Source organism: Shewanella sp. AS1 (assembly GCF_021412565.1).
In the GTDB taxonomy this organism is placed as follows: Bacteria; Pseudomonadota; Gammaproteobacteria; order Enterobacterales; family Shewanellaceae; genus Shewanella.
Map to the genome: position 1 here is coordinate 96522 of NZ_JAKCLJ010000009.1, position 24416 is coordinate 120937.

A 24416-nucleotide genomic window follows, 5' to 3' on the forward strand; every position below is an offset into this window, starting at 1 on the left:
TCCGGTTTCCCTTGTTGATTATAGATTTTTACGCTGATTCGATGGTGGGATCAGCATAGCCTCACGATATTTGGCGATCGTACGTCTGGCGACTTTGATGCCTTGCTCGGCGAGCAGTTGTGCCATCTTGCTGTCACTTAATGGCTTTTGTTGGTTCTCAGCGGCCACCAGTTTCTTGATAAAGGCACGGATCGCCGTCGACGAACATTCTCCGCCATCGTCGGTACCGACATGGCTGGAGAAAAAGTATTTCAACTCAAAAATCCCTCTTGGGGTATGCATATATTTCTGTGTGGTCACCCTGGATATGGTGGACTCATGCATCTCTACGGCTTCGGCGATATCGTTGAGCACCATAGGTTTCATCGCCTCTTCACCAAACTCAAAAAAGCCCTGCTGGAAATCGACAATACAGTTGGCGACCTTAAGCAGGGTCTCATTACGGCTTTCCAGACTCTTGATAAACCACTTGGCTTCCTGCAGATGGCCACGAATAAACTGGCTATCGGCTTGGCTCTTGGTGCTGCGAGCCATGGAGGCGTAATGCTGGTTTACATTAATCTTAGGCGTGCTGTCGGGATTTAGCTCAACCACCCAGCGGCCTTTTTTCTTGCTGACGGTGACATCGGGGATCACATACTCATCACGGCTGGCGGTTATGGCTAAACCTGGGCGTGGGTTGAGGGTCTGGATCAAGGCGATGGCATCCCGCAGCTCATCTTCTTTGAGTTTAGTTTTTCGCATCAATAAGCGAAAGTCACGACTGGCAATTAGATCTAAATGCTCATCGATAAGCAGTTTGGCATTGGTAATATTGGGTGTGTTATCACTGTATTGTGCCAGTTGCAGTAGCAAACATTCACGCAGATCCCGGGCGGCAACGCCTATGGGATCGAAATGCTGTACCCGTTTTAAAACGGCTTCCACTTCGTCGAGTTCGATATCGGGATTGCCCATGGCCTCGAGGATATCGTCACAGGTTTGGGTGAGGTAACCGCGCTCATCGATCGCCTCTATGATGGCGGTCGCTATGGCTAAGTCGTTGTCAGAAAAGGGAGTGAGGTTCTTTTGCCACTCTAAATGCTCATAGAGGCCCTCGCTAGTCTCGCCCTGGAATGGGATGTCGTCATCGCGCATGGCACCTGAGCTGGAGTTGGGGGAGGCGGTATAAACCTCATCCCAGGTGGTGTCTATGGGGAGATCGTCCGGCATGGAGTCCTGATTGAGCGCATCTGAGGTCTCGACTCCCGAGCTGTCCTGATTCGAGTCGAGCGGCTTGGCGTCATCGAAATCATAACTGGTGTCATTGTCGTTGACTATCTCTTTGGTGTCATTATTGTCAGCTTCCAGTTCATCATCCAACTCTAGCAAGGGGTTAGATTCTAAGGCTTGCTGTATCTCTTGTTGCAGCTCTAACGATGACAGTTGTAACAGCCTGATTGCCTGCTGTAACTGAGGGGTCATAGTCAGGTGTTGACCCATTTTGAGCTGAAGTGACGCTTTCATCTTACTGCCATTTCCTTGTTTCTATTTATAAAGCAAGAAAGCCGATTTAATAATGTAGAGTGATGCTATCGGGAGATTTTTGGCCAGCTTGGCACAAACCATGCTTACTTATCTTTAACTATAGCCTGAATTGTTCGCCTAAGTATACAGCCCTTACTTGCTGGTTATCTAAGATTTGAGCAGGAGTGCCTTCGGCGATCAAGTTTCCGTGGCTAACTATGTAGGCTTTTTCACAAACATCCAGGGTTTCGCGCACGTTATGATCTGTGATCAGTACCCCGAGTCCCCGATTTTTCAGCTGTTCGATGATTTTTTTAATGTCGATAACCGAAATTGGATCGACGCCGGCGAAGGGTTCGTCCAAGAGGATAAACTTAGGGTTAGCGGCCAGTGCGCGGGCGATCTCGACTCGGCGACGCTCCCCGCCCGAGAGCGCCATGCCTAAGCTGTCGCGAATATGGGTGATATTAAACTCTTCCAGCAGGTGCTCTAACTCCTCTTCGCGGCCATCATTATTGATATCGCGACGGGTTTGCAGCACGGCCATGATGTTATCTCTGACGCTCAGTTTGCGAAAGATACTGGCTTCTTGCGGCAGGTAGCCTATCCCCTTGCGCGCCCGAAGGTGCATAGGGTCTAGGGTAAGGTTATCTTCATCGATGAAGATCTGTCCCTTATCGCTTTTGACTAGGCCGACAACCATATAAAAGGTGGTGGTTTTCCCTGCGCCATTGGGGCCGAGTAGACCGACGATTTGGCCGGTCTTGACCATCAGGCTCACATCTTGCACCACGGCACGATTTTTATAGCTCTTGGCAAGATTGGTCGCTTTTAGGGTGAGATCTGTCATTGCTTCTCCTGCTTAGGCTGGTCTTTGACAGGCAGCGCTTCCTGATAGTTCTCGGGTTTGATTATGGTGATCACCCGATCGCCCTCTTTACTCTCGGCGATCAGTTGTTGCAACTCTATGTTGTAACGGATCTGATTCCCTGTCACCTGACTGCCGTCTTGTTCTAAGGTGGCATTGCCCAGCAAGGTTAGGGTGCGGGTGGAGAGTTCATAGCGGATCTCATTGGCGCTGGCCGAGGCGGGACGACCATCTTCCATGATTTGCGAATAGGTGGCTGGTTTGCCTGTGGCAACCAGTATCTTGCCGCTGTCATTCTCTTTGGTGAAGGCTCGCAGTTCATCGGCTTTAATCTTGATTGAGCCCTGGGAGATCTCAACCGGACCATGAAAGATGACCTGGTTATTCTTGATATCGGCTTCCTGGCTCGCCGCAGAGATCTTAACCTCCTGCAAAAGGTCGGCTTCATTGGCCATACTGGTAAAAGCGCACAGGCTTAAGGCGCCGGCAAGGAGCAGTTTATTTAGTTTCATATGTTCCTTCTATCTGACTGTTCAGTCGTACATTTTGGGCATTGAGATCGGCTCGTAGGCCTTTACCTGTGATCAGAAAGTCTTTGCCTGTGATCTTAATGCTATGATCTGATGTCATTATCATAGTATTTAGATCCAACTCTAGGTAGTTGGTCTCTATTGTCTGGATCGGTTCTTCAGGGCTGATGGCATCAATAATAACATCATTTTCCAGGGTGACTTTTCCCTTGTTTTTATCCAAAGTGCCCTTAGTGGATCTTAGACGCCATTGAGCATTGCCACTATCGGGATAAACCAGATACACAGGCTCGGAGAAATAGGTCATGTTCTGCTCAGAGTAAAACTCCATGTGGCTGGCACTGACCCGGCTGTTTACCTGTCCCAGCTCATCGAACTGCACACTCTGTAGATTATTGACTATATAATCGGGGCGATCCGAGACTGTGGTGACCTCGCCTTGAGTGCTGCGCTTCACCTGCACCTGCCAGTAGAGTATCAGGGCGGCGCTGAAGAAGGCTAAGATGGCGAGTGTAACCCTGTTCATATACTCATTCCATGGGCAGAGTCGAACTTATCTTGACTCAAGAGAATAAGATCTGTCAGTTCTCTTAGGGCACCGTGGCCACCTTTAATGCAGGTGATCATATCCACATGCTGTTTCACATAGGGATGACCGTCGGCGACACACACAGATAAACCTACTTTTTGCATCACAGGCAGATCCACCATGTCATCACCTATATAGGCGACCTGCTCGGGTGTGACTTGATAGTGTTTAAGCAGTGTTTCATAGGGCTCCAGCTTGTTGTCTACGCCCTGGTAGATATGAGTTACTCCCAGTGCCGTCATGCGATCTTCGACGATTTTCGACTTACGGCCAGTGATAATGGCTACGGGAATATCGCTGGTCAGCAGTGAACGCACACCATAACCATCGCGAGTGTGGAAGGTTTTGAGCTCATCGCCCGAATTACTCATATAGACAAGACCATCGGAAAAGACGCCATCCACATCGCAGATAAGCAGTTTGATCTGTTTTGCTTTATTCCAGAGGGCATCGCTGATGGGGCCATAGAAACCTTGATGTGCCATGATTAGATCACTCCCGCCTTGACCAGGTCTAGCATATTAAGTGCGCCAATTGGGCGCTGCTGATTATCTATCACAATTAAGCCGTTGATCTGTTTCTTATCCATAATCGCGAGGGCTTCGGCGGCTAAGATATTGTCGCTGACAGTGACACAGCCATGGGTCATCACCTGATTGATGGCTGTGGTGCGCAGGTTTATCTCGGCATCGATCACCCGGCGCAGATCGCCATCGGTAAAGATACCCACTAAGAACCCCTTGTCATCGGTAACGGCCGTCATCCCGAGTCCTTTCTTGGAGATCTCATACAGGGCTTCGGTAATGCCGATATCTTGCTGCACTAACGGCAGTTCGCTGCCACTGTGCATCACATCGCTCACCTTAAGCAGCAGTTTACGGCCTAAGCTGCCACCGGGGTGGGAGAGGGCAAAATCATCTTTGGTAAAGCCGCGTGCCTGCAACAGTGCAACGGCCAGGGCATCACCCATCACTAGGGTTGCCGTGGTGCTGGAGGTGGGAGCTAGGCCCAGTGGGCAGGCTTCTTCCGGTACTTCGATACACAGGTGCACGGCTGAGTGTTTTGCCATGCTGGAGTTTGGGTTACCTGTCACAGCAATTACCGGCAGTCCCATGCGCTTGATAACGGGCATCAGAGTTAAAATCTCATCAGCCTCTCCCGAGTTAGAAATAGAGAGAATGATATCGTTTTCACTCAGCACCCCAAGATCGCCGTGACTGGCTTCACCTGGATGAACGAAAAAGGCGGGGGTGCCGGTACTGGCCAGGGTGGCGGAAATTTTATTGCCTATATGACCGGATTTCCCCATGCCCATGACGATCACTTTCCCTGTACAGGAGAAGATCAGTTGGCATGCCTTGGCAAACTCGATTGAATCGACATATTGGTACAGGTTATCCAACGCATTGCGTTCGATATCGATAACATTGCGTCCCCATTGACGTAATTGATTTGCATCTACCATCTTCTTTTCTCTCTATATATCTCTGTCGCGCCTTATTAGGATAGGAAAACGGCCGTTTGGTAGGCGATAAAAGTGATTAATAACATAACACCGTGCCAAGGTTTCAACTGACGAGCTTTACCTGTCGATAAGACCAGTATGGCTAAGGCTGCGCTGGTTGCCATCACCATATAGAAGTCACGCGTACTGGCGGCGGCATCTATCTCGCCTGGAGCTATCAATGCCGGAATGGCCAATACGGCTAAAATATTAAACAGATTCGAGCCGACAATATTGCCTATGGCCAGGTCGTCCTCTTTCTTGAGTACGCCGGCGACACAGGCGGCGAGTTCCGGCAGGCTGGTACCGACGGCGATAATAGTCAGTCCTATCACCAGATCTGACAGCTGATAGGCTTTGGCTATGCCCACCGCCCCTTGTACCATCCAGTCTGCCGAGAGCGGCAACAGCACAATACCCACAATTAACCAGAAAATTGCCTTTAAGGTTGGCACATCTTTGGGCACTTCGCTCTCGGCTTCATCGACCAAAGGATCACTCGTCTTGTTGCTGATGGCATGCCAGATAAGGTATCCCATCAGCAGCAGGAATAAGCCCATTAAGATGACCCCGTCGAGGCGACTGAGCTGGCCATCAAACATTAGATAACCCGCTAAGGCGGTGCCTCCCAACATCATGGGGATCTCCCGCTTCAATGTTTGTGAGGTGACGGCAATGGCGCCAAGTAGGGCGGTTATCCCTAAGATTAGGGTAATATTGGCGATATTTGAGCCTAACACATTACCAATTGCTGTATCTGTCATGCCTTCCATCGATGCCGTGGCCGCAACAAACATTTCTGGTGCAGAGCTGCCCATGGCGACAATGGTTAAACCGATCAGCATGGGCGGCAGCCCCAGATTGCGGGCAAATGCGGCGGCGCCGTAGACAAATTTGTCGGCACTCCAGACCAAGGCGGCAAGTCCGGCTACCAAAAGAAAGATATTAAATAGCATTGAGAGTCATAATTATTTGAATGTCTGGGGCGCATTTTCGCCGTAATTGAACAAAATTGAAAGTATTGCGATAAGATAGTGTCGATTCGGTTGTGCACAATTGGTCAATTTCGTACAATTTGCCTCTTTTGTGGCATTTTATCCTGCATTCTTTTAGGTCTTTGTTATGAGTCATAAACAGGTAAGTGATGACATCAAGCCCCTGGTCGAGATAAGTAATCTCGGCTTTAGTCGTGGCAAACATGTGATTTATGAAGATGTTAGCCTGTCTATCCCACGAGGCAAAGTTACTGCCATCATGGGGCCCAGTGGTATAGGTAAAACCACCCTCTTAAAGCTTATCGGCGGTCAACTGCAGCCAGAGCAGGGGCAGATTTTGGTCGATGGCATAGATGTCCATCAATGTAACCGCAGCCAGTTGTTTGCCCTGCGTAAGCGAATGAGCATGTTGTTTCAGAGCGGCGCCCTATTTACCGACATGAACGTATTCGATAACGTTGCCTTCGCGCTGCGTGAACATTCAGATCTTCCCGAAGCCATTATTAAACGCATAGTGCTGATGAAGCTTGAAGCCGTCGGTCTTCGCGGCGCGGCGAATATGATGCCAAGCGAACTGTCTGGCGGGATGCAAAGACGTGCGGCGCTGGCAAGGGCTATCGCCTTGGAGCCTGAGCTGATCCTCTATGATGAACCCTTTGCTGGCCAGGATCCTATCTCTATGGGGGTGCTGGTAAAGCTTATTCGTGAATTGAGCGATGCGTTGAATTTAACCTCGGTCGTGGTGTCTCACGATGTGCAGGAGGTGCTGAGTATTGCCGATTATGTGTATGTCCTGGCCGACAAGCGGGTGATCGCCCATGGCACACCAGAGAGTTTACGACAGGCGGATAATCCTCAATTGAAACAGTTTATTGGTGGAGAACCGGATGGTCCTGTACCGTTTCATTTTCCCGCTCAAGATTACCAAAAGGAGATGTTAGGTGAGCTTGACTGATCAGATTGCCAATCTGGGGCGTAGTGCCATCGAGAATGTGCTTGGCCTGGGCCGAGCCGGTTTGATGTTGTGGGGAGCGGTCGTCAGATGGCCTCAGCCACGAAAAGGATTGCCGTTATTGGTACGCCAGCTCTATGTGGTCGGCGTGCAGTCTATGGTGATCATCCTGGTCTCAGGTCTGTTTATCGGCATGGTATTGGCGCTACAAGGCTATAATATTTTAGTGGGTTTCGGCACAGAAGAGAGTTTAGGGCCCATGGTGGCGCTGAGTCTGCTGCGTGAGCTGGGACCTGTGGTGACCGCATTGCTGTTTGCTGGGCGCGCCGGTTCGGCGCTGACGGCCGAAATTGGCCTGATGAAGAGCACAGAGCAGCTTTCCAGTCTCGAGATGATGGCGATCGATCCTCTGCGGCAGATCATCGCGCCCCGCTTTTGGGCTGGGGTAATAAGCTTGCCCTTATTGGCCTTGATGTTTACCGCTGTGGGTATCTATGGCGGCCACTTAGTTGGGGTTGAATGGAAAGGGATCGATGCTGGCAGCTTCTGGTCGATTTTGCAGGCATCGGTAGAGTGGCGTCAGGATATAGTGAACTGCCTGATTAAGAGCGCTGTGTTTGCCGTGGTTGTTACCTGGATAGCCTTGTACCGTGGTTATCATGTGATCCCAAATCCGGAAGGGATCAGCCGGGCGACCACACAGACTGTAGTGCAGTCGAGCCTGGCGGTATTAGCGTTAGATTTTTTGTTGACGGCCGTGATGTTTGGCCGTTAATCGAAGTTTATGGATGAACCTGAGCACAGTTTAACTGATGCATTTGAATGAGTGGTTGTGAGTATGTTGACTCGAAAAATAGAATTGTTGGTGGGACTGTTTATTCTCTCTGGCTTATTGGCATTTTTGGTCCTGGTGTTTAACGTGGCCAATGTTGAGGTCAAGCCGGGTCAAAGTCATTACACCTTGTATGCTAAATTCAGCAATATAGGGGGACTCAAGGTGCGCTCACCTGTCAAAGTCGGCGGTGTGGTTGTCGGCCGTGTAAGCAATATTCATCTGGATCCTCAAGAGTTGGTGGCCGTGGTCGAGTTGTCTATGGATAAAGAGTATGATCAGTTCCCCGACACCAGCAGCCTGTCGATTTTGACATCTGGTCTGCTGGGCGAACAGTTCCTGGGGCTGACCCCTGGGTTTGTTATGGACGATGTGGCTATGCTCAAGGATGGGGATCGCATCAATGATACTCATTCGGCCTTAGTGCTTGAAGATCTGATAGGCCAGTTCTTATACAGTGTAAAATCCAAAGAGTAAGTAGTAGGGATTATTATGAAATCATTATGGAAACTTATGTTGGGCATGGTCGCCCTATCGATTAGCCTGAGTGTTTTTTCTGCGGAGGCTCAGTCTCAAGAGGCCAAGTCTCAAGAGGCCAAATCTCAAGAGGCTATGATAAATAGCCAAGATCCCTATGCCATGGTCGAATCTGTGGCCAATAAGACTTTTGCCCGTTTTCATCAGGATATTGACTTGATTAAGTCTAATCCTGACCACCTTAAGCGGATAGTCTCAGAAGAGTTGATGCCCTATATTGACTATAAATATGCGGCCTATAAGGTGATGGGCAGCCACCTTAGAGAGAGCACACCTGAGCAGCGGGAAGCATTTGCCGAGGCGTTTAAGGGGTATCTTATCGCCACCTATGCTCAGGCGTTTACCGAATACACCAACCAGGCCGTAGAATTCGAGCCTGCCAAGAATTTTTCCAATGAAAAAATGGTGGATGTGAATGTGCAGATCATTGAGCAGGGCCGTCCACCCATTAAACTGCAATTTCGGGCGCGTCGTTTAAAAGATGACAGCTGGAAGGCGTTTGATCTGGTTGCCGAGGGGGTGAGTCTGCTCTCTTCTAAGAGTGCCGAGCTGACTAACCTTATTCGCCAGCAGGGAATCGATCATGTGATTGGTCTGCTTAAACAGCATGGCGATAGCCACATCAGCCTGCAGAAAAAGGGTAGCAAGTAATTATGTCGGCGCCGCAGCAGAGCTTACTGCAGTTTAATGTCGAGCAAACTCAGTGTTATCTTAGCGGCCATCTGTCGCAGCAGGCAGTGGTCGAGCTTTGGCCGAATGTCGATAATTTGCTGGATAACAAGGTTGAGTCATTAGATCTTGGTGGAATAGAGAGCAGCGACTCGGCTGGTGTCGCGCTGCTATTACATTTGATGGCGCTTAAGCGCCGCACGGGTGTCACCCTGATGATGCAGGGGGCGCCTTCGCAGTTACAGAAACTAATTGATTTGTATGATTTACAAGACTTCTTCGCAGAAGAAGCCAAAAAGGGTTAACCATTAATGGAATGTAAAGAGATAGAGCAGTTGCTTCTTGAAGCACTTTCTTTAGACGAGGTTCAGGTGAGTCAAGAGGGGACTCACTACAAAATTATCGCAGTAGGCGATTGTTTTGACGGCGTTAACCGAGTCAAACAACAACAGATGATTTATGCTCCACTGATGGAGCAGGTAACCAGTGGGGCATTGCATGCGATTACCATCAAAGCCTTTACACCGACGCAATGGAAGCGTGAAAAAGTCTTTAATATGTAAGCTTAGAGGCCATTGTGGATAAATTAAAAATTCAGGCGAGTGGAGCGCTCGCCGGTGATGTGGTGATTTCCGGGGCGAAAAATGCCGCCTTACCCATTCTGATGGCGGGGGTATTGGCTGACTCTGAGTTTGTGGTCAGCAACGTGCCTAACCTCAGAGACGTTAAAACCAGTTGTGAGCTGCTGCGCTGTTTAGGTGCCGATGTTGAGCGCAGCGAAAACGGTGAGATTAAGATTTCGAGCGCTAACCTTAATCATTACTGCGCCCCCTATGAATTAGTGAAAACCATGCGGGCCTCGATTCTTATCTTAGGTCCGCTGCTGGCACGTTTCGGTACAGCCGATGTGTCTCTGCCTGGCGGCTGCGCTATCGGTGCGCGTCCGGTAAACTTGCATCTGCACGGTTTGGAGCAGATGGGCGCCAAGATAGATGTGAAAGAGGGTTATATCAAGGCCCGTGTCGATGGTCGTCTTAAAGGTGCTCACATCTTTATGGATATGGTCAGTGTTGGCGCGACTGAAAACCTGCTGATGGCTGCAGCACTCGCCGATGGTGAGACTGTGATTGAAAATGCCGCCCGCGAACCTGAGGTAACGGATCTGGCTAACTGTCTTATCGCCATGGGCGCTAAAATCAGCGGCGCGGGTACAGACACCATAGTGATCCAAGGGGTCGAGTCGCTCAAGGGTTGCCACTATAGAGTGATGCCAGATCGCATCGAGACCGGCAGTTTTCTGGTGGCTGCGGCGGTAACTCGTGGAAAAATCCGCTGCGTTAACGCAGATCCATCTACCCTGGATGCGGTGATCGCCAAGCTGGAAGATGCCGGTGCCAAGATAGCAACCGGGGATGATTGGATTGAGCTGGATATGCAGGGGCAGCAGCCCAAGGCCGTGAATATCAAGACCATGCCTTATCCAGGTTTCCCGACCGATATGCAGGCACAGTTTTGTGTGCTGAACGTGTTGGCAAAAGGCACGGCAACCATTACCGAAACCATCTTCGAGAACCGCTTTATGCATGTGCCTGAGCTGATCCGTATGGGCGCGAAGATGGAGCTCGAAGGCCATACTTGTATTATCCAGGGAATAGAGAAGCTTAACGGTGCTCAGGTGATGGCAACCGATCTGCGCGCCTCTGCCAGTTTGGTTATCGCAGGTCTAGTAGCCGATGGTGTGACCACGGTCGATCGCATCTATCACCTCGACAGGGGTTATGAGCATATCGAAGATAAATTTAAAGGCCTAGGCGGTGAGGTGATCCGTACTCAATAACTTTAGCCAGGTTATTTATTTTGATAAACAAAAAGCCATTAAATGTAATGGCTTTTTTGCTTTCTATTGGGGTATGCTGAGGCGAGTCGCCCGATAAAAATCGATTTTATTTCGGCTCTAGGACGAGTTGGCGACTAAAATTAATTGTGTCATTTATGTTTGGTTTCATCATGACAAGGAGGGGATATGGAACATAACAAACGGATTGTTTTCTTAATTTGCCTATTGGTGCTGGCGTTTGTTTTTTACGGCGTAGGCATGCATAACAGTGCTTTGGGTTTAGTCATTGTCGGTGCGCTGTTTGAAACGATTTTCTGGTTACAGCTGTTTAGGCGAAGCTCGAAAAAATCATTCTGAACCGAGTGTTATACAGAACATAAAAGCCAGTATTTACTGGCTTTTATGTTTTCTGGTCCCTGTTCTTTGGGATTTGCTATGTGAATCTTGTTATCTGGGGCCCCTAGTTATTGAGGCTGATCGCCGCTCAGATTTTCCCCTATGGTGACTGGCACCTTATAGTATTTGCCTTCACGAATAATGGTCATGATCACTTGGGTACCCGGACGGGTTTCGGCAATTCTGTCCATCAGCATTTCGACGCCGGGAACGGTTTCATCGTTAAACTGAGTGATCACATCTCGAGGGCGTAACTTGGCTTTTGCTGCGGGTCCCAGGCGATCCACATCTGTTATCATCACGCCAGTCAGATCCGGCAGATTGAGGATCTGCGCCATCACAGGATTAATAGGCTCACCGGTGATCCCCAGGGCACCACGTATAACCCGGCCATCTTTGATCAGTTTGCCCATGATGCTGTGAGCCAGCTTAATGGGGATGGCAAAATTGATCCCGTGACCACCGCCTTCACCACCCACTTGGAACGCGGCAGTATTAATCCCAATGAGTTGGCCGCTGGTATCGATAAGTGCGCCGCCCGAGTTGCCAGCATTAATGGCGGCATCGGTTTGCAGAAAGTCCAGATAACCCGAGCTAAGACCATTTCGGCCCGTGGCACTGATGATCCCCTGAGTGATAGTTTGGCCAAGGTTATAGGGGTTGCCGATAGCCAGTACCACATCGCCCACCTGAGGCGGTATAGCGAGATTAAGCGGTACGACGGGCAGGCTGTCGCCTTCGACTTTGAGCACAGCAAGATCGGTAACCGAATCTGAACCAACCACTTCTGAGGTAAACTTGCGGCCATCTTGCAGCGCCACAACAATTTCATCGGCCTTTTTGATCACATGATAGTTAGTGAGTATGTAACCCTCTTTACTCATGATCACACCTGAACCTAGCCCCTGTAGCGAGCCAGAACTGAGCGGGCGTCCCTGTTCTATGCTCAGACTATAGATATTGACAACCGCAGGTGCAGCGCGTCTTACTGCCTTGGAAAAAGAGAGCTCTACTCCATTGGCACCGCGTGGCTGAAAAAAACTATTCTGCTGGTTATTACCATTAATCAATGGCGTGATGACTAAAAAGACCGCGGCCATAATCAGGCCAAAAAATACGGCTTTAGCTATATATAACCCAGTCTCTTTTAGCGTCATATTGATGATTTTTATGGGATGAGTGGCTGTAGATTAACATGTTTATCTATATGGCACTATATAGGGATAATCCGGCATAGGGATAGGTTAACTATCAATGTCATAGGCAGTGCCATAGGTAAAAACAGAGGCAGAAAAGGCTGGCCTTTTCTGCCTGAGTGAAATTACCTCAATACCAGATAGAGGTAATTGTTATCGCGACGAATCTTGAGGGCGACAGCGCCGTGGCTATCTTTCAGCTCGGCTTTAAGCTCCTTCAGATCCTCTATGTTATTGCGGTTAATCCCGACAATCACATCGCCTTTTAGCAGACCTATGGATGCGGCGGGCGAGCCTTGGGCGACCTCAGTGATTGCGACCCCCTTATCGACATTCTCCAAGGTGGCTCCCGCTAACATTGGGTGTACAGCGCCAGCTGCAGCTTCAGTGGTTTGACTGGCCTCACCTAAAACGGCAGTAACGGCTTTCTTGTCGCCATCGCGTATGATGCCAAGTTTCACCTTGGCGCCAGCCCCCATAGTGCCAATCTTGGCTCTGAGCTCCTGGAAGGATTTAATGGGCTTGTCGTTGATGCTGACTATGATGTCACCGGCCTTAATGCCCGCCTTATCGGCGGCGCTATCCGGCATCACTTCGTTGACGAAGCCACCGTGCTGGGTATCCAGCCCAAAGCCTTGGGCCAGCTCGTTATCCAGGTCGCGTCCGCTCACGCCCAATACGCCACGGCGAACTTCACCGTGCTCGATTAATTGGGAGACTAAGTTACTGACCATGTTGGCAGGAATAGCAAAGCCGATACCTACGTTGCCGCCGCCGGGCGCAACAATAGCGGTATTGATACCGATAAGCTCACCATTGAGATTGACCAGGGCGCCACCAGAGTTACCGCTGTTGATAGCGGCATCGGTTTGAATAAAGTTCTCTAGCATCTCAATGCCTAGGCCACTACGACCCATGGCACTGACAATCCCCGAGGTCACAGTTTGCCCCAGACCGAACGGATTACCTATGGCCACTGTGAAATCCCCGACCCTCAGTTCATCGGAATCGGCACGTTTAAGTGCGGTGAGGTTCTTTGCCTTGATTTGTAGTAACGCTATGTCGGTCTCGGCGTCTGTGCCAATCAATTTAGCTTCAATTTCACGGCCATCGTGCAGGCCGATTAAGATCTTATCGGCGCCTTCGATAACATGGTTGTTGGTGACTATATAGCCTTTGCTGGCATCGATAATGACCCCAGAACCCAAGCCTTTAAAGGGGCGTTCCTGAACTTGTTCCCGAGGGGCGTTGGGGCCGAAGAAATAACGAAATGCATCGGGAAGGCGTTGTTTGGATACATGAGTGCCTTCCACAGCGACTGCGACAACAGCCGGGGTGGTCTTCTCTAGCATAGGGGCGAGACTTGGCAGCTGCTGACCATCAACGGCGAGGGGGATGGCTGCTTGTGACACGGCAGGCATGACCAACAGGGTGGCGCTTAGTACGGCGGCAGACACTAGTGATAGTTTTGTTTTCATCAATTCATGACTCCAAATTGGGGATAATGGATTTATGATCACGCTAGAAGCAGGGCGTTGGCATTTTGCTCTGCCTCTCCAATCTGATAGCGAATCTTAAATCAGGTTATTCATTCCGACTATAGGCATTTGAGTAAAGTTCAGCTCTATTAACAAAGGTTAATTTTTTGATCATGCAATGCTTTTTCGTTAGTTAATCTTGATACCGTCCACTCGCTAAGTCGGTCATGGATATAATGGCGATACTTGTTTTGTTCTAGAAATATAAAGTGTGCCAGAAATATAAAGATGAACGGCAAGATGGCCGCGCACTTAAACCTGAACCAGAGTCTGAACCTGAACCTGAACCTGAACCAGAACCAGAACCAGAGTCTGAACCTAAAAGATGCAGGAGATAGCTATGGGGAATTCGCCTGATCATGCTACCATCGGCAGGTTTATTTTTAAGGATAGAAGAGAATCGTAACAGTGTCGTACCTCACCCCCTGGCAGTATTACCAACAAGATCTGCAAAAAGCTGAGTTCTCCCATGACAGTGCCCAGGAGCGCGCAGTTAAATCTTTACAGCGGGTTTATGATGAATTAGTTGCGCAGCAACAGCCCTTGTCGGTTTTGGGGAAGGTAAAGGGGCTGTTTGGCGCGGCAAAGCCGCAGGTCAAAGGCTTATATCTTTGGGGTGGGGTTGGACGGGGCAAGACCTATCTGATGGATACTTTTTATCAGGCGCTGCCGGGCGATAAAAAACTCAGAGCTCACTTCCACCGCTTCATGCATCAAATTCATCAGGATTTAGATGGCCTGAAAGGTCAGCGAGATCCCCTGCTTATTATTGCCCAGCGTATGGCCGAACGTTATCAGGTGATCTGTTTTGATGAGTTCTTCGTTTCCGATATCACAGATGCCATGTTGCTGGGCACACTGTTTGAGGCGCTGTTTGCTCAGGGCGTAGTGCTGGTGGCGACCTCCAATATCATTCCCGATGACTTGTATCGCAATGGGCTGCAGCGAGCGCGTTTCTTGCCGGCTATCGCCTTAATTAACCAGCATTGTGAAGTATTAAATGTCGATAGCGGGGTCGATTATCGTCTGCGCACCTTAGAGCAGGCGGAGATCTACCATCATCCGCTGGATGCGAAGGCCGATGAGAATCTACTTAGCTACTTTAAGCAGCTAGCGCCAGAGAGCGCAGATGATTCTGTGAGTATTGAAATCGATGGCCGGGAGATAGCTATCCGCGCCCAGGCGCAAGGTGTGTTACTGCTGAACTTCAGGGATCTTTGCGATGGCCCACGCAGTCAGCGCGACTATATGGAGCTGGCTTGTCTGTATCATACAGTTTTGCTCAGTAATGTTGAGCAGATGGGCGGACAGTCAACCGGTGATGATATTGCGCGGCGATTTTTAGCCATGGTGGATGAGTTTTACGAGCGTAATGTCAAACTAATCATCTCTGCCGAAGTTACCTTGGAGGAGATCTATACTTCTGGCTTATTGTCCTTCGAATTCAAACGCTGTCGTTCGCGCTTGATTGAAATGCAGTCGCGGGAATATCTGGCGCTAGAACATCTGCCTTAACCGATTTGACGCTGACACTTGTCTTCTAGCTGCTTGCTTTTTGCTTCTTATATATGTGGAGGCAATATAAGTCGCGAGGGCAAAACTGCATGAAAAGAGGGGAGAGGGCGCGGCGTTTTTCGATCTTGATCACCGATTCTCCCCTCAAAGAAGAACATTTTAATTTAGTTAAAAAATTAGATGATTTTTAAGTCAGCTTTGTCTATAATTCGCGACCTGCCCTCGTTACTCCACCGAAAAGGTGGAAGTTATAAAGCCTTATTCTTTGCTCGAAGGGGCGGAGAATGGCATTTTTTGTGTTGTTATTTAATGATAAATAATGGCATGTGAGACAGAATTTTAACATTGGGTTTTTGTAAATGAAGACTACTTTTACTGCTACGCCAGAAACCGTTACTCGCGACTGGTATGTTGTTGATGCTGAAGGTAAAACTTTAGGTCGTATCGCTACTGAAATTGCTCTACGTCTACGTGGTAAGCATAAGCCAGAGTATACACCTCATGTTGATACAGGCGACTACATCATAGTTATCAACGCTGATAAAGTAACTGTTACTGGTGATAAAGCGAAAGGCAAAATGTACTACTCGCATTCAGGTTTCCCTGGTGGCATTAAGCAAATCAGCTTTGAAAAGCTGCAAGCGCATAAGCCAGAGATGATTATCGAGAAGGCAGTTAAGGGTATGTTACCTAAAGGTCCTCTGGGCCGTGCCATGTACCGTAAACTGAAAGTTTACGCTGGCGCAGAACATAACCACGCTGCACAACAACCTCAAGTTCTTGATATCTAATCCGGGAGTAAGCTAATGGCTGCAACTCAGTACTACGGCACTGGCCGTCGCAAAACATCTACTGCTCGCGTATTCGCTAAAGTAGGTAGTGGTAACATCGTCGTGAACCAACGTCCACTTGACGAATATTTTGGTCGTGAAACTGCTCGTATGGTTGTTCGTCAACCTCTAGAGCTAGTTGAAATGACTGACAAGCTAGACATCTATGTAACTGTTAAAGGCGGTGGTATCACTGGCCAAGCAGGTGCAATCCGTCACGGTATCACTCGTGCACTGATGGAACTTGATGAAGCTCTACGTCCATCTCTACGCGCTGCTGGTTTCGTTACCCGTGATGCTCGTCAGGTTGAGCGTAAGAAAGTGGGTCTACGTAAAGCACGTCGTAAACCACAATTCTCTAAGCGTTAATATTTCGCTTCGACAATTTCAAAAAAACCCAGCATTTTTGCTGGGTTTTTTTATGTCTGTTGAAAGCGCTGTGCTTTCCGGAATATATTCAGCTGCTTGTAAGAATCATAAGGTAGACTTGTGTTATTGGTTCTTTGGATAAAATAATTTCACGATCGATAGGGAGGCCTATGTCGTTTCAACTCATCATGCTCGCGCTGGCGTTAGTGTTAATTATTGAGGGGATAGGACCGCTATTATTTCCGAACCGCTGGCAGGCCTATTTAAGGGAAATTTCTGCTCAAAATCAGCGAGTATTGCAAAGGCTCGGGGGCGGATTAGTGACGGCAGGAGTGGTCTTATTGATTATTTTTTCTTAAATTAGTTGCCACCTTTTGCGAAAAATCTGCTAGAATCCCGTTTTAATCACTACCATGCAGCAAAAAATGGGCAAAAACGTCGTCGTTCTCGGCACCCAATGGGGTGACGAAGGAAAGGGTAAGATAGTCGACCTTCTTACCGAACAGGCTAAATATGTCGTTCGTTATCAAGGTGGCCACAATGCAGGCCATACACTTGTTATCGATGGTGACAAAACCGTTCTTCATCTTATTCCATCAGGGATCTTACGTGATAATGTAAAATGCATTATCGGTAATGGTGTGGTGCTTGCGCCAGACGCTCTGATGAAAGAGATCAATATGCTTAAAGAGCGTGGCGTTCCGGTTGAGGAGCGTTTACTTATCTCTGAAGCATGTCCTCTCATTCTTCCATTCCATTGTGCCTTAGATATTGCTCGCGAAAAAGCGCGCGGTAATAAAGCCATTGGTACGACAGGTCGTGGTATCGGTCCTGCTTATGAAGACAAGATTTCACGTCGTGGTTTACGTGTGGGCGATCTGTTTAATGCAGAGCTGTTTGCCGTCAAACTGAAAGAAGTGATGACTTATCATAACTTCATGCTGACAGAATACTATGGTTGTGAAGCGGTTGACTACGAGACCACGTTGAAAGATGCCTTAGGGATCGCCGATTACCTTAAGAGCATGTGTACCGATGTGACCGAGCTGCTCGATCAGGCACGTAAAGCGGGTGAACCAATCCTATTTGAGGGTGCACAAGGTACGCTGCTGGATATCGACCACGGTACTTATCCTTTCGTGACCTCGTCGAACACGACTGCAGGTGGTGTGGCCACGGGTAGCGGTTTCGGTCCACGTCACTTGGATTATGTTCTGGGTATCATGAAGGCGTACACCACTCGCGTGGGTGCGGGTCCTTTCCCAACTGAACTTAGTGACGAAATTGGTGATCATTTAGGTACTAAGGGTCACGAGTTTGGTGCCACTACCGGCCGTAAGCGTCGTCCAGGTTGGTTAGATATTGTTGCTATGAAACGCGCAGTACAGATCAACAGCATCAGCGGCTTCTGCTTGACCAAGTTGGATGTATTAGATGGCTTGGAAGAGGTGAAGATCTGTGTCGGTTACCAATTCCCAGATGGCAGCATCTCAACTGTGACGCCATTAGCGGCCGAAGGTTATGAGCAGGTCACTCCTGTACTTGAGACTATGCCAGGTTGGAGCGAAAACACCTTCGGTGCGACCTCTATTGATCAACTGCCTCAGGCGGCGATCAATTACATCAAGCGTATCGAAGAGCTGCTGGAAACCCCAGTCGACATTATCTCGACGGGTCCCGACAGAAACGAGACCATGATTCTGGTGAATCCGTTTAATTAATGATGAAAGGCCGCACTCAGCGGCCTTTTTCTTAGGTCGGAATTAGGCTGACGGCGGCGATTAGCGCACTAAGCCTTCACAGTCGCCTCAATGTCAGCAAATGGGTCAAGCTCTCGATAGAATTGCCGATAAGATAACAAGTCCCACCCGTGTAGATGCCACAAAATTTGTGGGATAGGTGAAATTGTTATAGAGAATCTGGTATGTTGCGATTAGTATTCCTTATTATTTTTAGTGGTTTATCTCTTGTCGGCTCAGCTCAGGCAGACAGTGATAGTAAGGCGACAAGTCTCCCCCGGGCTGTGGATATCTACAGTCAGGAGCAGTTGATCGATATGATCCGCGATAAGTCCTACCTTATCCGGGTCAAGGGCGATAAGTGCCAGCTGGTGCAGGACATCGAGGCGCGCGCCGAAGTGTTAAAACAGCCGCTGTACCAGTATCTGTGGGCAGAGATGCTCAGTCATGGGATCTGCGTGAAAGCCAATCCGCCTCGTGGGATTTCCATGTTGCGCGATGCAGCAGAGCAAGGTAGCGCCGAAGCCATGGTGCGTATTGCCGAGTATTACCATGATGGTAAGTTTGTTATTCAGGATAGACAGCGCGCAGTGCAATATGTATTGCCCGCAGCCGCCAGCGGCGATCTACCGGCGCGTATGATGTTGGTAAAACTGTTTGGCGAAGGTTATGGTAGCCCCAGAGATTATGAGATGGGCTATCATTGGCTATACAATGATGTATTTAGTGATGAGGCGACCAAACAGGAAGCCGTGAAATTGTTGAAGGTGCTCGCTGCTAAGATGCCCCCCAGTGCGGTAGAACGGGCCAGGCAGGAACACCTGAGATCCCAGTAATTGCCCGAGTCCCGCATGAGGGCTGACATTTTGGATATTGAATGATCAAAGATCCGCATAAACAGCGTGAACAGGAAAAGTACGATAACCCCATTCCCAGCCGCGAGTATATTTTAGACTACTTGCGCTCCCAGACCTCACCCCTCAATCGTGAAAAAATTGCCCAGGCGCTCAAGCTAGATGATGAGGAGCGCCTCGAAGCCCTGCGTCGCCGACTGCGGGCGATGGAGCGTGACGGTGAGCTGGTCTTTACCCGCGGTCAGGCCTATGGCCTGCCAGAGCGCATGGATCTGCTCAGCGGCACCATTATCGGTCACCGCGAAGGCTTTGGTTTTCTTAAGCTGGATGAAGGCGGCGACGATCTCTTCATCAATAATCGTGACATGCTGATGTATTTTCACGGTGACAAGGTATTGGCTCAGAAGGCCGGTGTCGATAGAAAAGGCCGCCGGGAAGCGCGTATCGTGCGTCTCACCCATGAGCGCAGTGCGGCGCTGGTCGGGCGTTTTCATCTGGATTCCGGCATGGGATTTGTCATCGCCGACGATCGCCGTATCACCCAGGAGATCCTGATCCCCACTGAAGATAGAAATGGCGCCCGTCAGGGGGATGTGGTCGTGGTGGAACTGACCCGTCGCCCCGGCCGCCATATCAAGGCCGCAGGCAAGGTGACCGAAGTGTTAGGCAAAGAGATGGCGCCCGGGATGGAAATTGAGATTGCCCTGCGCAATTACGATCTGCCCCATAAATGGTCGAATGTGATCGAGAAGAAGCTGCGCAAGATCCCCGATGAGGTGACCGAAGCCGATAAGCTGGGGCGGGTCGATCTGCGTCATCTGCCGCTGGTGACTATCGATGGTGAGGATGCGCGGGATTTCGATGATGCCGTGTATGCCGAGAACAAGAAGAGCGGCGGCTGGCGCCTGTGGGTCGCCATCGCAGATGTGAGCCATTATGTGCGCACCGAATCAGCGCTGGACACAGAGGCGAGGGCCAGGGGCAACTCGGTTTACTTTCCATCGCAGGTGATTCCCATGTTGCCGGAGAAGTTGTCTAACGGCCTCTGCTCCCTTAATCCCAATGTGGACCGGCTCTGTATGGTGGCCGAGATGACCATTTCGGCTGCGGGTAAATTGTCTGGCTATAAGTTCTACCCGGCCGTGATGCACTCCCATGCGCGCCTGACCTACACTCAGGTGGCGGATATGCTCGAAGGCGGCGAGGTCAGCGATCCATTAACGCCTATCTTCCCCCACCTGCAGACCCTGCAGTCGCTCTATCTGGCCCTGGATCAGACCCGCAATCAAAGGGGCGCCATCGCCTTCGAGACCATTGAGACCCAGTTTATTTTCAATAACGATCGCAAGATAGATCGCATCGAACCGAGAAGCCGCAATCAGGCCCATAAGATCATCGAAGAGTGCATGATCCTAGCGAACGTGGCCTCGGCCAGGTTTGTACAGAAGCATAAGGGCGAAGTGCTCTATCGTGTCCACGAGGCGCCCTCGGAGCAGAAGCTGGCCAACTTTAAGGATTTCCTCAAAGAGCGCGGCCTGCATATGAATGGTGGGCTGGAGCCGACGCCGGGCGACTATCAGGAGATCATGGAGCAGATCGCCGACCGGCCCGATGCGGAGCTTATTCAGGTGATGTTGCTGCGCTCCATGCGCCAGGCGACTTACACCCCGGATAACGCGGGTCACTTCGGTCTGGCGCTGGAGGAATACTCCCACTTTACCTCGCCGATCCGCCGCTATCCGGATCTGATCCTGCACAGGGTGATCCGCTACCTACTGGCCAAGAAGCGCGGCGAAGGCAATGAGAAGTGGACGCCCGATGGCGGCTATCACTATCAGATAGAGGAACTGGATAAACTGGGCGAAGAGTGCTCCATGACGGAGCGGCGCGCCGACGAGGCGACCCGTGATGTCAGCGACTGGCTCAAATGCGAGTTTATGCAGGATCATGTGGGCGACACCTTCGAGGCGGTGATCGCCTCTGTGACCAACTTCGGTCTGTTTGTGCGCCTGCAGGATCTGTTTATCGATGGCCTGGTGCATATCTCCAGCCTTGGCGGCGACTATTATCACTATGATAATATGCGTCAACGTTTGGTGGGTGAGGCGTCCGGCAGGGTATACCAAATCGGCGATCCTGTCACGGTGAAAGTGGCCGGGGTCAACCTGGATGACAGGCAGATCGATTTGATGATGGTCGATGATGAGGGGCGCGCCACTGGCCGCCGTCGCGGCGCGGCGAAGAAGCCGTTAACCGCCCGCGAGCGGGTGAACCTCGAAGGCGCCAAGCTGGGAAAAAACGCCGCGAAAGGCTCAGGTAAGGGCTTAGGTAAGGGAGCGGAAAAAACCGCTCGCAGCGGCGCACCCACTAAAGGAAAGTCCGGAACCAAGTCAAAAGCGGGCACTAAGAGCCGCACTAAAGCCAAGGGGAGCGACAAGGCGGTCAGCGGTAAGAAAACCGGCACCAGACGTAAGAAAAAATAGGCTCAGGTTCACGGGACTCGGTAAAAAAGCCAAACATAATCAGTTGAGATAGAGACAGTTAAAGATGAAAAAACAAGATATCACCTTCGGCATACATGCACTGGAAGCCGTGCTGAAACACAGTCCCGAACGTGTGATTGAGATGTGGGTGCTGCAGGGGCGTGATGATCAGCGTCTGACTCCCTTGCTTGAAATTGCCGCGCAGTACGGGGTATCGATTCAAAAAACGTCACGCAAAGTGTTGGATGAGAAGGCGGGCAGCACTCAGCACCAGGGGGTGCTGGCGCGGGTTAAGGCGGTGAAACAGCTTAACGATAACGACTTATTAGCGCTATTAGAGAAAACCGATACCCCGTTTCTGCTGATCCTCGATGGCGTTACCGACCCGCACAATCTAGGTGCCTGTCTGCGTAATGCCGATGCGGCTGGAGTGCACGGTGTGATTGTGCCGCGGGATAACTCGGCGGGCCTGACGCCGACCGTGAGCAAGGTGGCCTGCGGCGCCGCCGAGGTGGTGCCCTTGTTTCAGGTGACTAACCTGGCGCGTACCATGAAAGCACTGCAAGAAAAGGGCGTTTGGATTGTGGGTGCGGCGGGTGAAGCCGAGCACGATCTCTACAAGGCCGACCTCAAGGGGCCACTGGCAATCGCCATGGGAGCCGAAGATAAAGGGCTGCGCCGCCTGACCCGTGAAAGCTGTGACTCACTGGCCTCTATCCCTATGGCTGGCTCGGTCTCCAGCCTTAACGTCTCCGTCGCCACCGGCATCTGCCTGTTCGAAGCGGTTCGCCAAAGATTGGCGTGAGCGGGAATTGATTGTTGAATTTGTGTTTTGGCCTTTAGTAGACCTAGGCCAATAGCTTCAGCTTCGAGAAATGCCGATGAGGGTAAACTTCATCGGCATTTTTGTACCTGATGGGGAATCTGAGTGCGTTCTTTTGTGTCGCGTTAACCGTTGCTGTTGTTAATAGCCTGCGGCTCGCTTATGTGCAGATACATCTGCTACACGCCGTGAATCCCTCCCTGGAGGCTCGACGATGGCATCGCTGCCATCGACGTCCGCAGATGCATCTACACCTGGTCATTTCATCTCTCCGATTTAACGGTATCGGGTTGCTACTGTGTAATTGGTTTAAGTGAATTTGCGTTGGCTTAGGTTGTGTAGCGTTAGCCGTTGCTGTTATCAATCGCCTGCCCGGCGGGGGAAGTGCAAGCATTCTTTCTGCACGCTGCGAGCACATCCCTGTGAACTCTGCGAAATCATCTGACCTCCACGGATGGAAAAATGTCGGGAACATTTTCTGCCCTGTTTTCGAAGGCCAAAATCGTGCTTACACTCATAACCTAATGTTTTTCATTTGACTGTATTTGCGAGAGTTGAGATTTAAAGGGTTAAGTGATTTATGCCCCAAAGTGTGGTAAGGAAGTGATTGTCGATCTGTGTTTATTGTCATTGTTTCCCCAGTGACACGCCATAAACTCTTCCATGAGGGCTCTACTAAAACATCCTTGTTTTAGAAGGTCACTGGTATCAACAATGCCAATATTAACTAGCCTTTCAGCTATTCAATCTAACAAGAATTTGCCCCTTTCCTTGTTTCGCATGGCTGAACTAGTTCTGCTTAGTATTGGACTGTCGATCTAATTTTAGTAATGCTACAAAGTGTCTACTTTTCTAGAGGCTTACCATATTGTGCTGAAGCAGCATTTACTTTACTGTATGATTTAAGATAATTTTTTTGAGTCTTACTAGTGTGTCTATACATGCTTGGCCTCCTACCTTACAAGGTAGCTTACCTTGCAAGGTCTCACTAATAAGCTGTTAGGCTTCTAGGTGTTAACTGTGAGCAAATTAGTAAAAGTTAGAATTGAGTTACCACCTGAAAATGTTCTCAATGCATCTGCCGAAACACTTTGGGCTGAGCCACTTGGGAAGGGATTGTTTAAACTCCAAAATTCACCATTTGGTGCATATGGTTATAGCTTTGAAGATATTGTAATAGCCGATGATAATGAAATACCTAATGTTTTAGGTGTTCATGAAAATTCGGGGCGTTCTACTTACCGCATATTGGTAAAGGACGGGGTTCTAGACACAGATGAGTTTGCCCAAGCTTGGAAAAAATTAGAAAGTATTGGTTGTACCTACGAGGGTTCAGAATCAAAGTTGTTGGCTATTGATGTTCCTGCCAATACAGATATTTTCCATGCTTATAAATTACTTGAGGCAGGTGAAGAAGCCGATTTGTGGGAATTCGAAGAAGCTAAATGTGCTCATAATATCGAAGCCTAACAAAGCCATTATGGAAGGGACGCAAAACGCTTGGCTTGCGCTCTTTCGTCACTAGTTTTAGCCAAGCTTTTATGCGCCCCATATGGCGGCGTTATAGCCTTCAAGGAAGAAATGGAGTAATCATCAAGTGCCAATTTTCGATATTTCAGGTGACAAGTTATCCGCCGTAGAGCAGAAGAACTTTGCACTGGAAAAGGACTTGCAATCCCTGATTGAGAAAAACCTCGAAACCGTCTTCAATTGCCGGTTCGTTGCAAGTGTAGTGGTCAACTAAAATTGGCCACGGTTTTGTATTCAAGCCAATATCTTCGCTCTGACTCATTGGGTGTCAGCCCACCGTTATATTGATGTGGTCTCAGCTGACTGTAATACCCCGTCACATAT

Annotated in this window: 26 protein-coding genes; 17 read left to right on the forward strand and 9 right to left on the reverse strand. The window is 49.7% G+C overall.

All coding sequences use genetic code 11. From position 1 onward, the window contains the following. Window positions 1-18: 18 nt before the first annotated feature. The 7 genes from LZP69_RS12390 to LZP69_RS12420 form a co-directional block, all read right to left on the reverse strand. Window positions 19-1506 carry an RNA polymerase factor sigma-54 gene (locus tag LZP69_RS12390; RefSeq protein ID WP_234200957.1) on the reverse strand — a complete coding sequence of 496 codons (1488 nt, stop codon included), beginning with the start codon at window positions 1504-1506 and terminating at the stop codon, window positions 19-21. Between the two features lie 118 nt (window positions 1507-1624). After that, window positions 1625-2356 (reverse strand): LPS export ABC transporter ATP-binding protein, encoded by a 732-nt coding sequence (gene lptB, locus LZP69_RS12395; RefSeq protein WP_234200959.1) that lies wholly within the window; start codon window positions 2354-2356, stop codon window positions 1625-1627. Next, window positions 2353-2886: a lipopolysaccharide transport periplasmic protein LptA gene (lptA, locus tag LZP69_RS12400; RefSeq protein ID WP_234200961.1), complete on the reverse strand. Its 534-nt coding sequence runs from the start codon at window positions 2884-2886 to the stop codon at window positions 2353-2355. The genes lptB and lptA overlap by 4 nt, the downstream gene beginning before the upstream one ends. Then, window positions 2873-3430 carry an LPS export ABC transporter periplasmic protein LptC gene (lptC, locus tag LZP69_RS12405; protein WP_234200963.1) on the reverse strand — a complete coding sequence of 186 codons (558 nt, stop codon included), beginning with the start codon at window positions 3428-3430 and terminating at the stop codon, window positions 2873-2875. The genes lptA and lptC overlap by 14 nt, the downstream gene beginning before the upstream one ends. After that, entirely contained in the window at window positions 3427-3978 is a 552-nt protein-coding gene (gene kdsC, locus LZP69_RS12410; protein ID WP_234200964.1) for a 3-deoxy-manno-octulosonate-8-phosphatase KdsC, read from the reverse strand. Before kdsC ends, lptC begins: the two co-directional genes overlap by 4 nt. A 2-nt stretch (window positions 3979-3980) precedes the next feature. Next, a complete protein-coding gene (locus LZP69_RS12415) occupies window positions 3981-4958 on the reverse strand; it encodes a KpsF/GutQ family sugar-phosphate isomerase (RefSeq protein ID WP_234200965.1) in 978 nt (325 codons plus the stop codon). Window positions 4959-4993: 35 nt separating this feature from the next. Then, window positions 4994-5953 (reverse strand): calcium/sodium antiporter, encoded by a 960-nt coding sequence (locus tag LZP69_RS12420; RefSeq protein WP_234200966.1) that lies wholly within the window; start codon window positions 5951-5953, stop codon window positions 4994-4996. A 166-nt stretch (window positions 5954-6119) separates the two neighbouring features. Between LZP69_RS12420 and LZP69_RS12425 the strand changes: the two genes are divergently transcribed. The 8 genes from LZP69_RS12425 to LZP69_RS12460 all read left to right on the forward strand — a co-directional run bounded on the left by LZP69_RS12425 (window position 6120) and on the right by LZP69_RS12460 (window position 11176). Then, on the forward strand, window positions 6120-6947 hold the full coding sequence (locus tag LZP69_RS12425) for an ATP-binding cassette domain-containing protein (RefSeq protein ID WP_234200967.1): 828 nt from the start codon (window positions 6120-6122) through the stop codon (window positions 6945-6947). Then, on the forward strand, window positions 6934-7719 hold the full coding sequence (mlaE, locus tag LZP69_RS12430) for a lipid asymmetry maintenance ABC transporter permease subunit MlaE (protein ID WP_234200968.1): 786 nt from the start codon (window positions 6934-6936) through the stop codon (window positions 7717-7719). Before LZP69_RS12425 ends, mlaE begins: the two co-directional genes overlap by 14 nt. Window positions 7720-7782: 63 nt before the next feature. After that, window positions 7783-8253 (forward strand): outer membrane lipid asymmetry maintenance protein MlaD, encoded by a 471-nt coding sequence (mlaD, locus tag LZP69_RS12435; RefSeq protein ID WP_234200969.1) that lies wholly within the window; start codon window positions 7783-7785, stop codon window positions 8251-8253. Between the two features lie 15 nt (window positions 8254-8268). Beyond that, window positions 8269-8964: a Tgt2/MlaC family protein gene (locus LZP69_RS12440; protein ID WP_267962095.1), complete on the forward strand. Its 696-nt coding sequence runs from the start codon at window positions 8269-8271 to the stop codon at window positions 8962-8964. Between the two features lie 2 nt (window positions 8965-8966). Beyond that, window positions 8967-9287: an STAS domain-containing protein gene (locus LZP69_RS12445; RefSeq protein WP_234200971.1), complete on the forward strand. Its 321-nt coding sequence runs from the start codon at window positions 8967-8969 to the stop codon at window positions 9285-9287. A 6-nt stretch (window positions 9288-9293) separates the two neighbouring features. Further along, a complete protein-coding gene (locus tag LZP69_RS12450; protein WP_234200973.1) occupies window positions 9294-9545 on the forward strand; it encodes a BolA family protein in 252 nt (83 codons plus the stop codon). Window positions 9546-9559: 14 nt separating this feature from the next. Further along, a complete protein-coding gene (murA, locus tag LZP69_RS12455; protein ID WP_234200975.1) occupies window positions 9560-10819 on the forward strand; it encodes a UDP-N-acetylglucosamine 1-carboxyvinyltransferase in 1260 nt (419 codons plus the stop codon). Window positions 10820-11005: 186 nt separating this feature from the next. Continuing rightward, complete coding sequence (locus tag LZP69_RS12460; RefSeq protein ID WP_234200977.1) at window positions 11006-11176, forward strand: hypothetical protein; 171 nt, start codon at window positions 11006-11008, stop codon at window positions 11174-11176. A 107-nt stretch (window positions 11177-11283) separates the two neighbouring features. Here LZP69_RS12460 and degS read toward each other — a convergent pair whose 3' ends face one another. Both degS and degQ read right to left on the reverse strand, forming a co-directional pair. Beyond that, window positions 11284-12372 (reverse strand): outer membrane-stress sensor serine endopeptidase DegS, encoded by a 1089-nt coding sequence (gene degS / locus LZP69_RS12465; protein ID WP_234200979.1) that lies wholly within the window; start codon window positions 12370-12372, stop codon window positions 11284-11286. Window positions 12373-12536: 164 nt separating this feature from the next. Then, a complete protein-coding gene (gene degQ, locus LZP69_RS12470; RefSeq protein ID WP_234200980.1) occupies window positions 12537-13889 on the reverse strand; it encodes a Do family serine endopeptidase DegQ in 1353 nt (450 codons plus the stop codon). A 468-nt stretch (window positions 13890-14357) separates the two neighbouring features. Here degQ and zapE point away from each other — a divergent pair, with 468 nt between their 5' ends. From zapE to LZP69_RS12515, 9 genes are all read left to right on the forward strand, one after another. Next, complete coding sequence (gene zapE / locus LZP69_RS12475; RefSeq protein ID WP_234200982.1) at window positions 14358-15464, forward strand: cell division protein ZapE; 1107 nt, start codon at window positions 14358-14360, stop codon at window positions 15462-15464. Window positions 15465-15823: 359 nt separating this feature from the next. After that, complete coding sequence (gene rplM / locus LZP69_RS12480; protein ID WP_234200984.1) at window positions 15824-16255, forward strand: 50S ribosomal protein L13; 432 nt, start codon at window positions 15824-15826, stop codon at window positions 16253-16255. A gap of 15 nt (window positions 16256-16270) precedes the next feature. After that, the gene (gene rpsI / locus LZP69_RS12485) at window positions 16271-16663 is read left to right on the forward strand and encodes a 30S ribosomal protein S9 (RefSeq protein ID WP_234200986.1); all 393 of its coding nucleotides are present in this window, start codon (window positions 16271-16273) and stop codon (window positions 16661-16663) included. Window positions 16664-16833: 170 nt separating this feature from the next. Then, window positions 16834-17022 carry a DUF2065 domain-containing protein gene (locus LZP69_RS12490; protein WP_234200988.1) on the forward strand — a complete coding sequence of 63 codons (189 nt, stop codon included), beginning with the start codon at window positions 16834-16836 and terminating at the stop codon, window positions 17020-17022. Window positions 17023-17088: 66 nt separating this feature from the next. Further along, window positions 17089-18384, forward strand: coding sequence for an adenylosuccinate synthase (locus LZP69_RS12495; RefSeq protein WP_234200989.1), 1296 nt, complete (start codon window positions 17089-17091; stop codon window positions 18382-18384). A gap of 227 nt (window positions 18385-18611) precedes the next feature. Continuing rightward, the gene (locus LZP69_RS12500) at window positions 18612-19238 is read left to right on the forward strand and encodes a tetratricopeptide repeat protein (RefSeq protein ID WP_442800684.1); all 627 of its coding nucleotides are present in this window, start codon (window positions 18612-18614) and stop codon (window positions 19236-19238) included. A 41-nt stretch (window positions 19239-19279) separates the two neighbouring features. Further along, window positions 19280-21739, forward strand: coding sequence for a ribonuclease R (rnr, locus tag LZP69_RS12505; protein WP_234200991.1), 2460 nt, complete (start codon window positions 19280-19282; stop codon window positions 21737-21739). Between the two features lie 64 nt (window positions 21740-21803). Beyond that, complete coding sequence (gene rlmB / locus LZP69_RS12510; protein ID WP_234200992.1) at window positions 21804-22544, forward strand: 23S rRNA (guanosine(2251)-2'-O)-methyltransferase RlmB; 741 nt, start codon at window positions 21804-21806, stop codon at window positions 22542-22544. Between the two features lie 1038 nt (window positions 22545-23582). After that, the gene (locus tag LZP69_RS12515) at window positions 23583-24032 is read left to right on the forward strand and encodes a DUF4265 domain-containing protein (protein ID WP_234200993.1); all 450 of its coding nucleotides are present in this window, start codon (window positions 23583-23585) and stop codon (window positions 24030-24032) included. Window positions 24033-24416 lie beyond the last annotated feature (384 nt).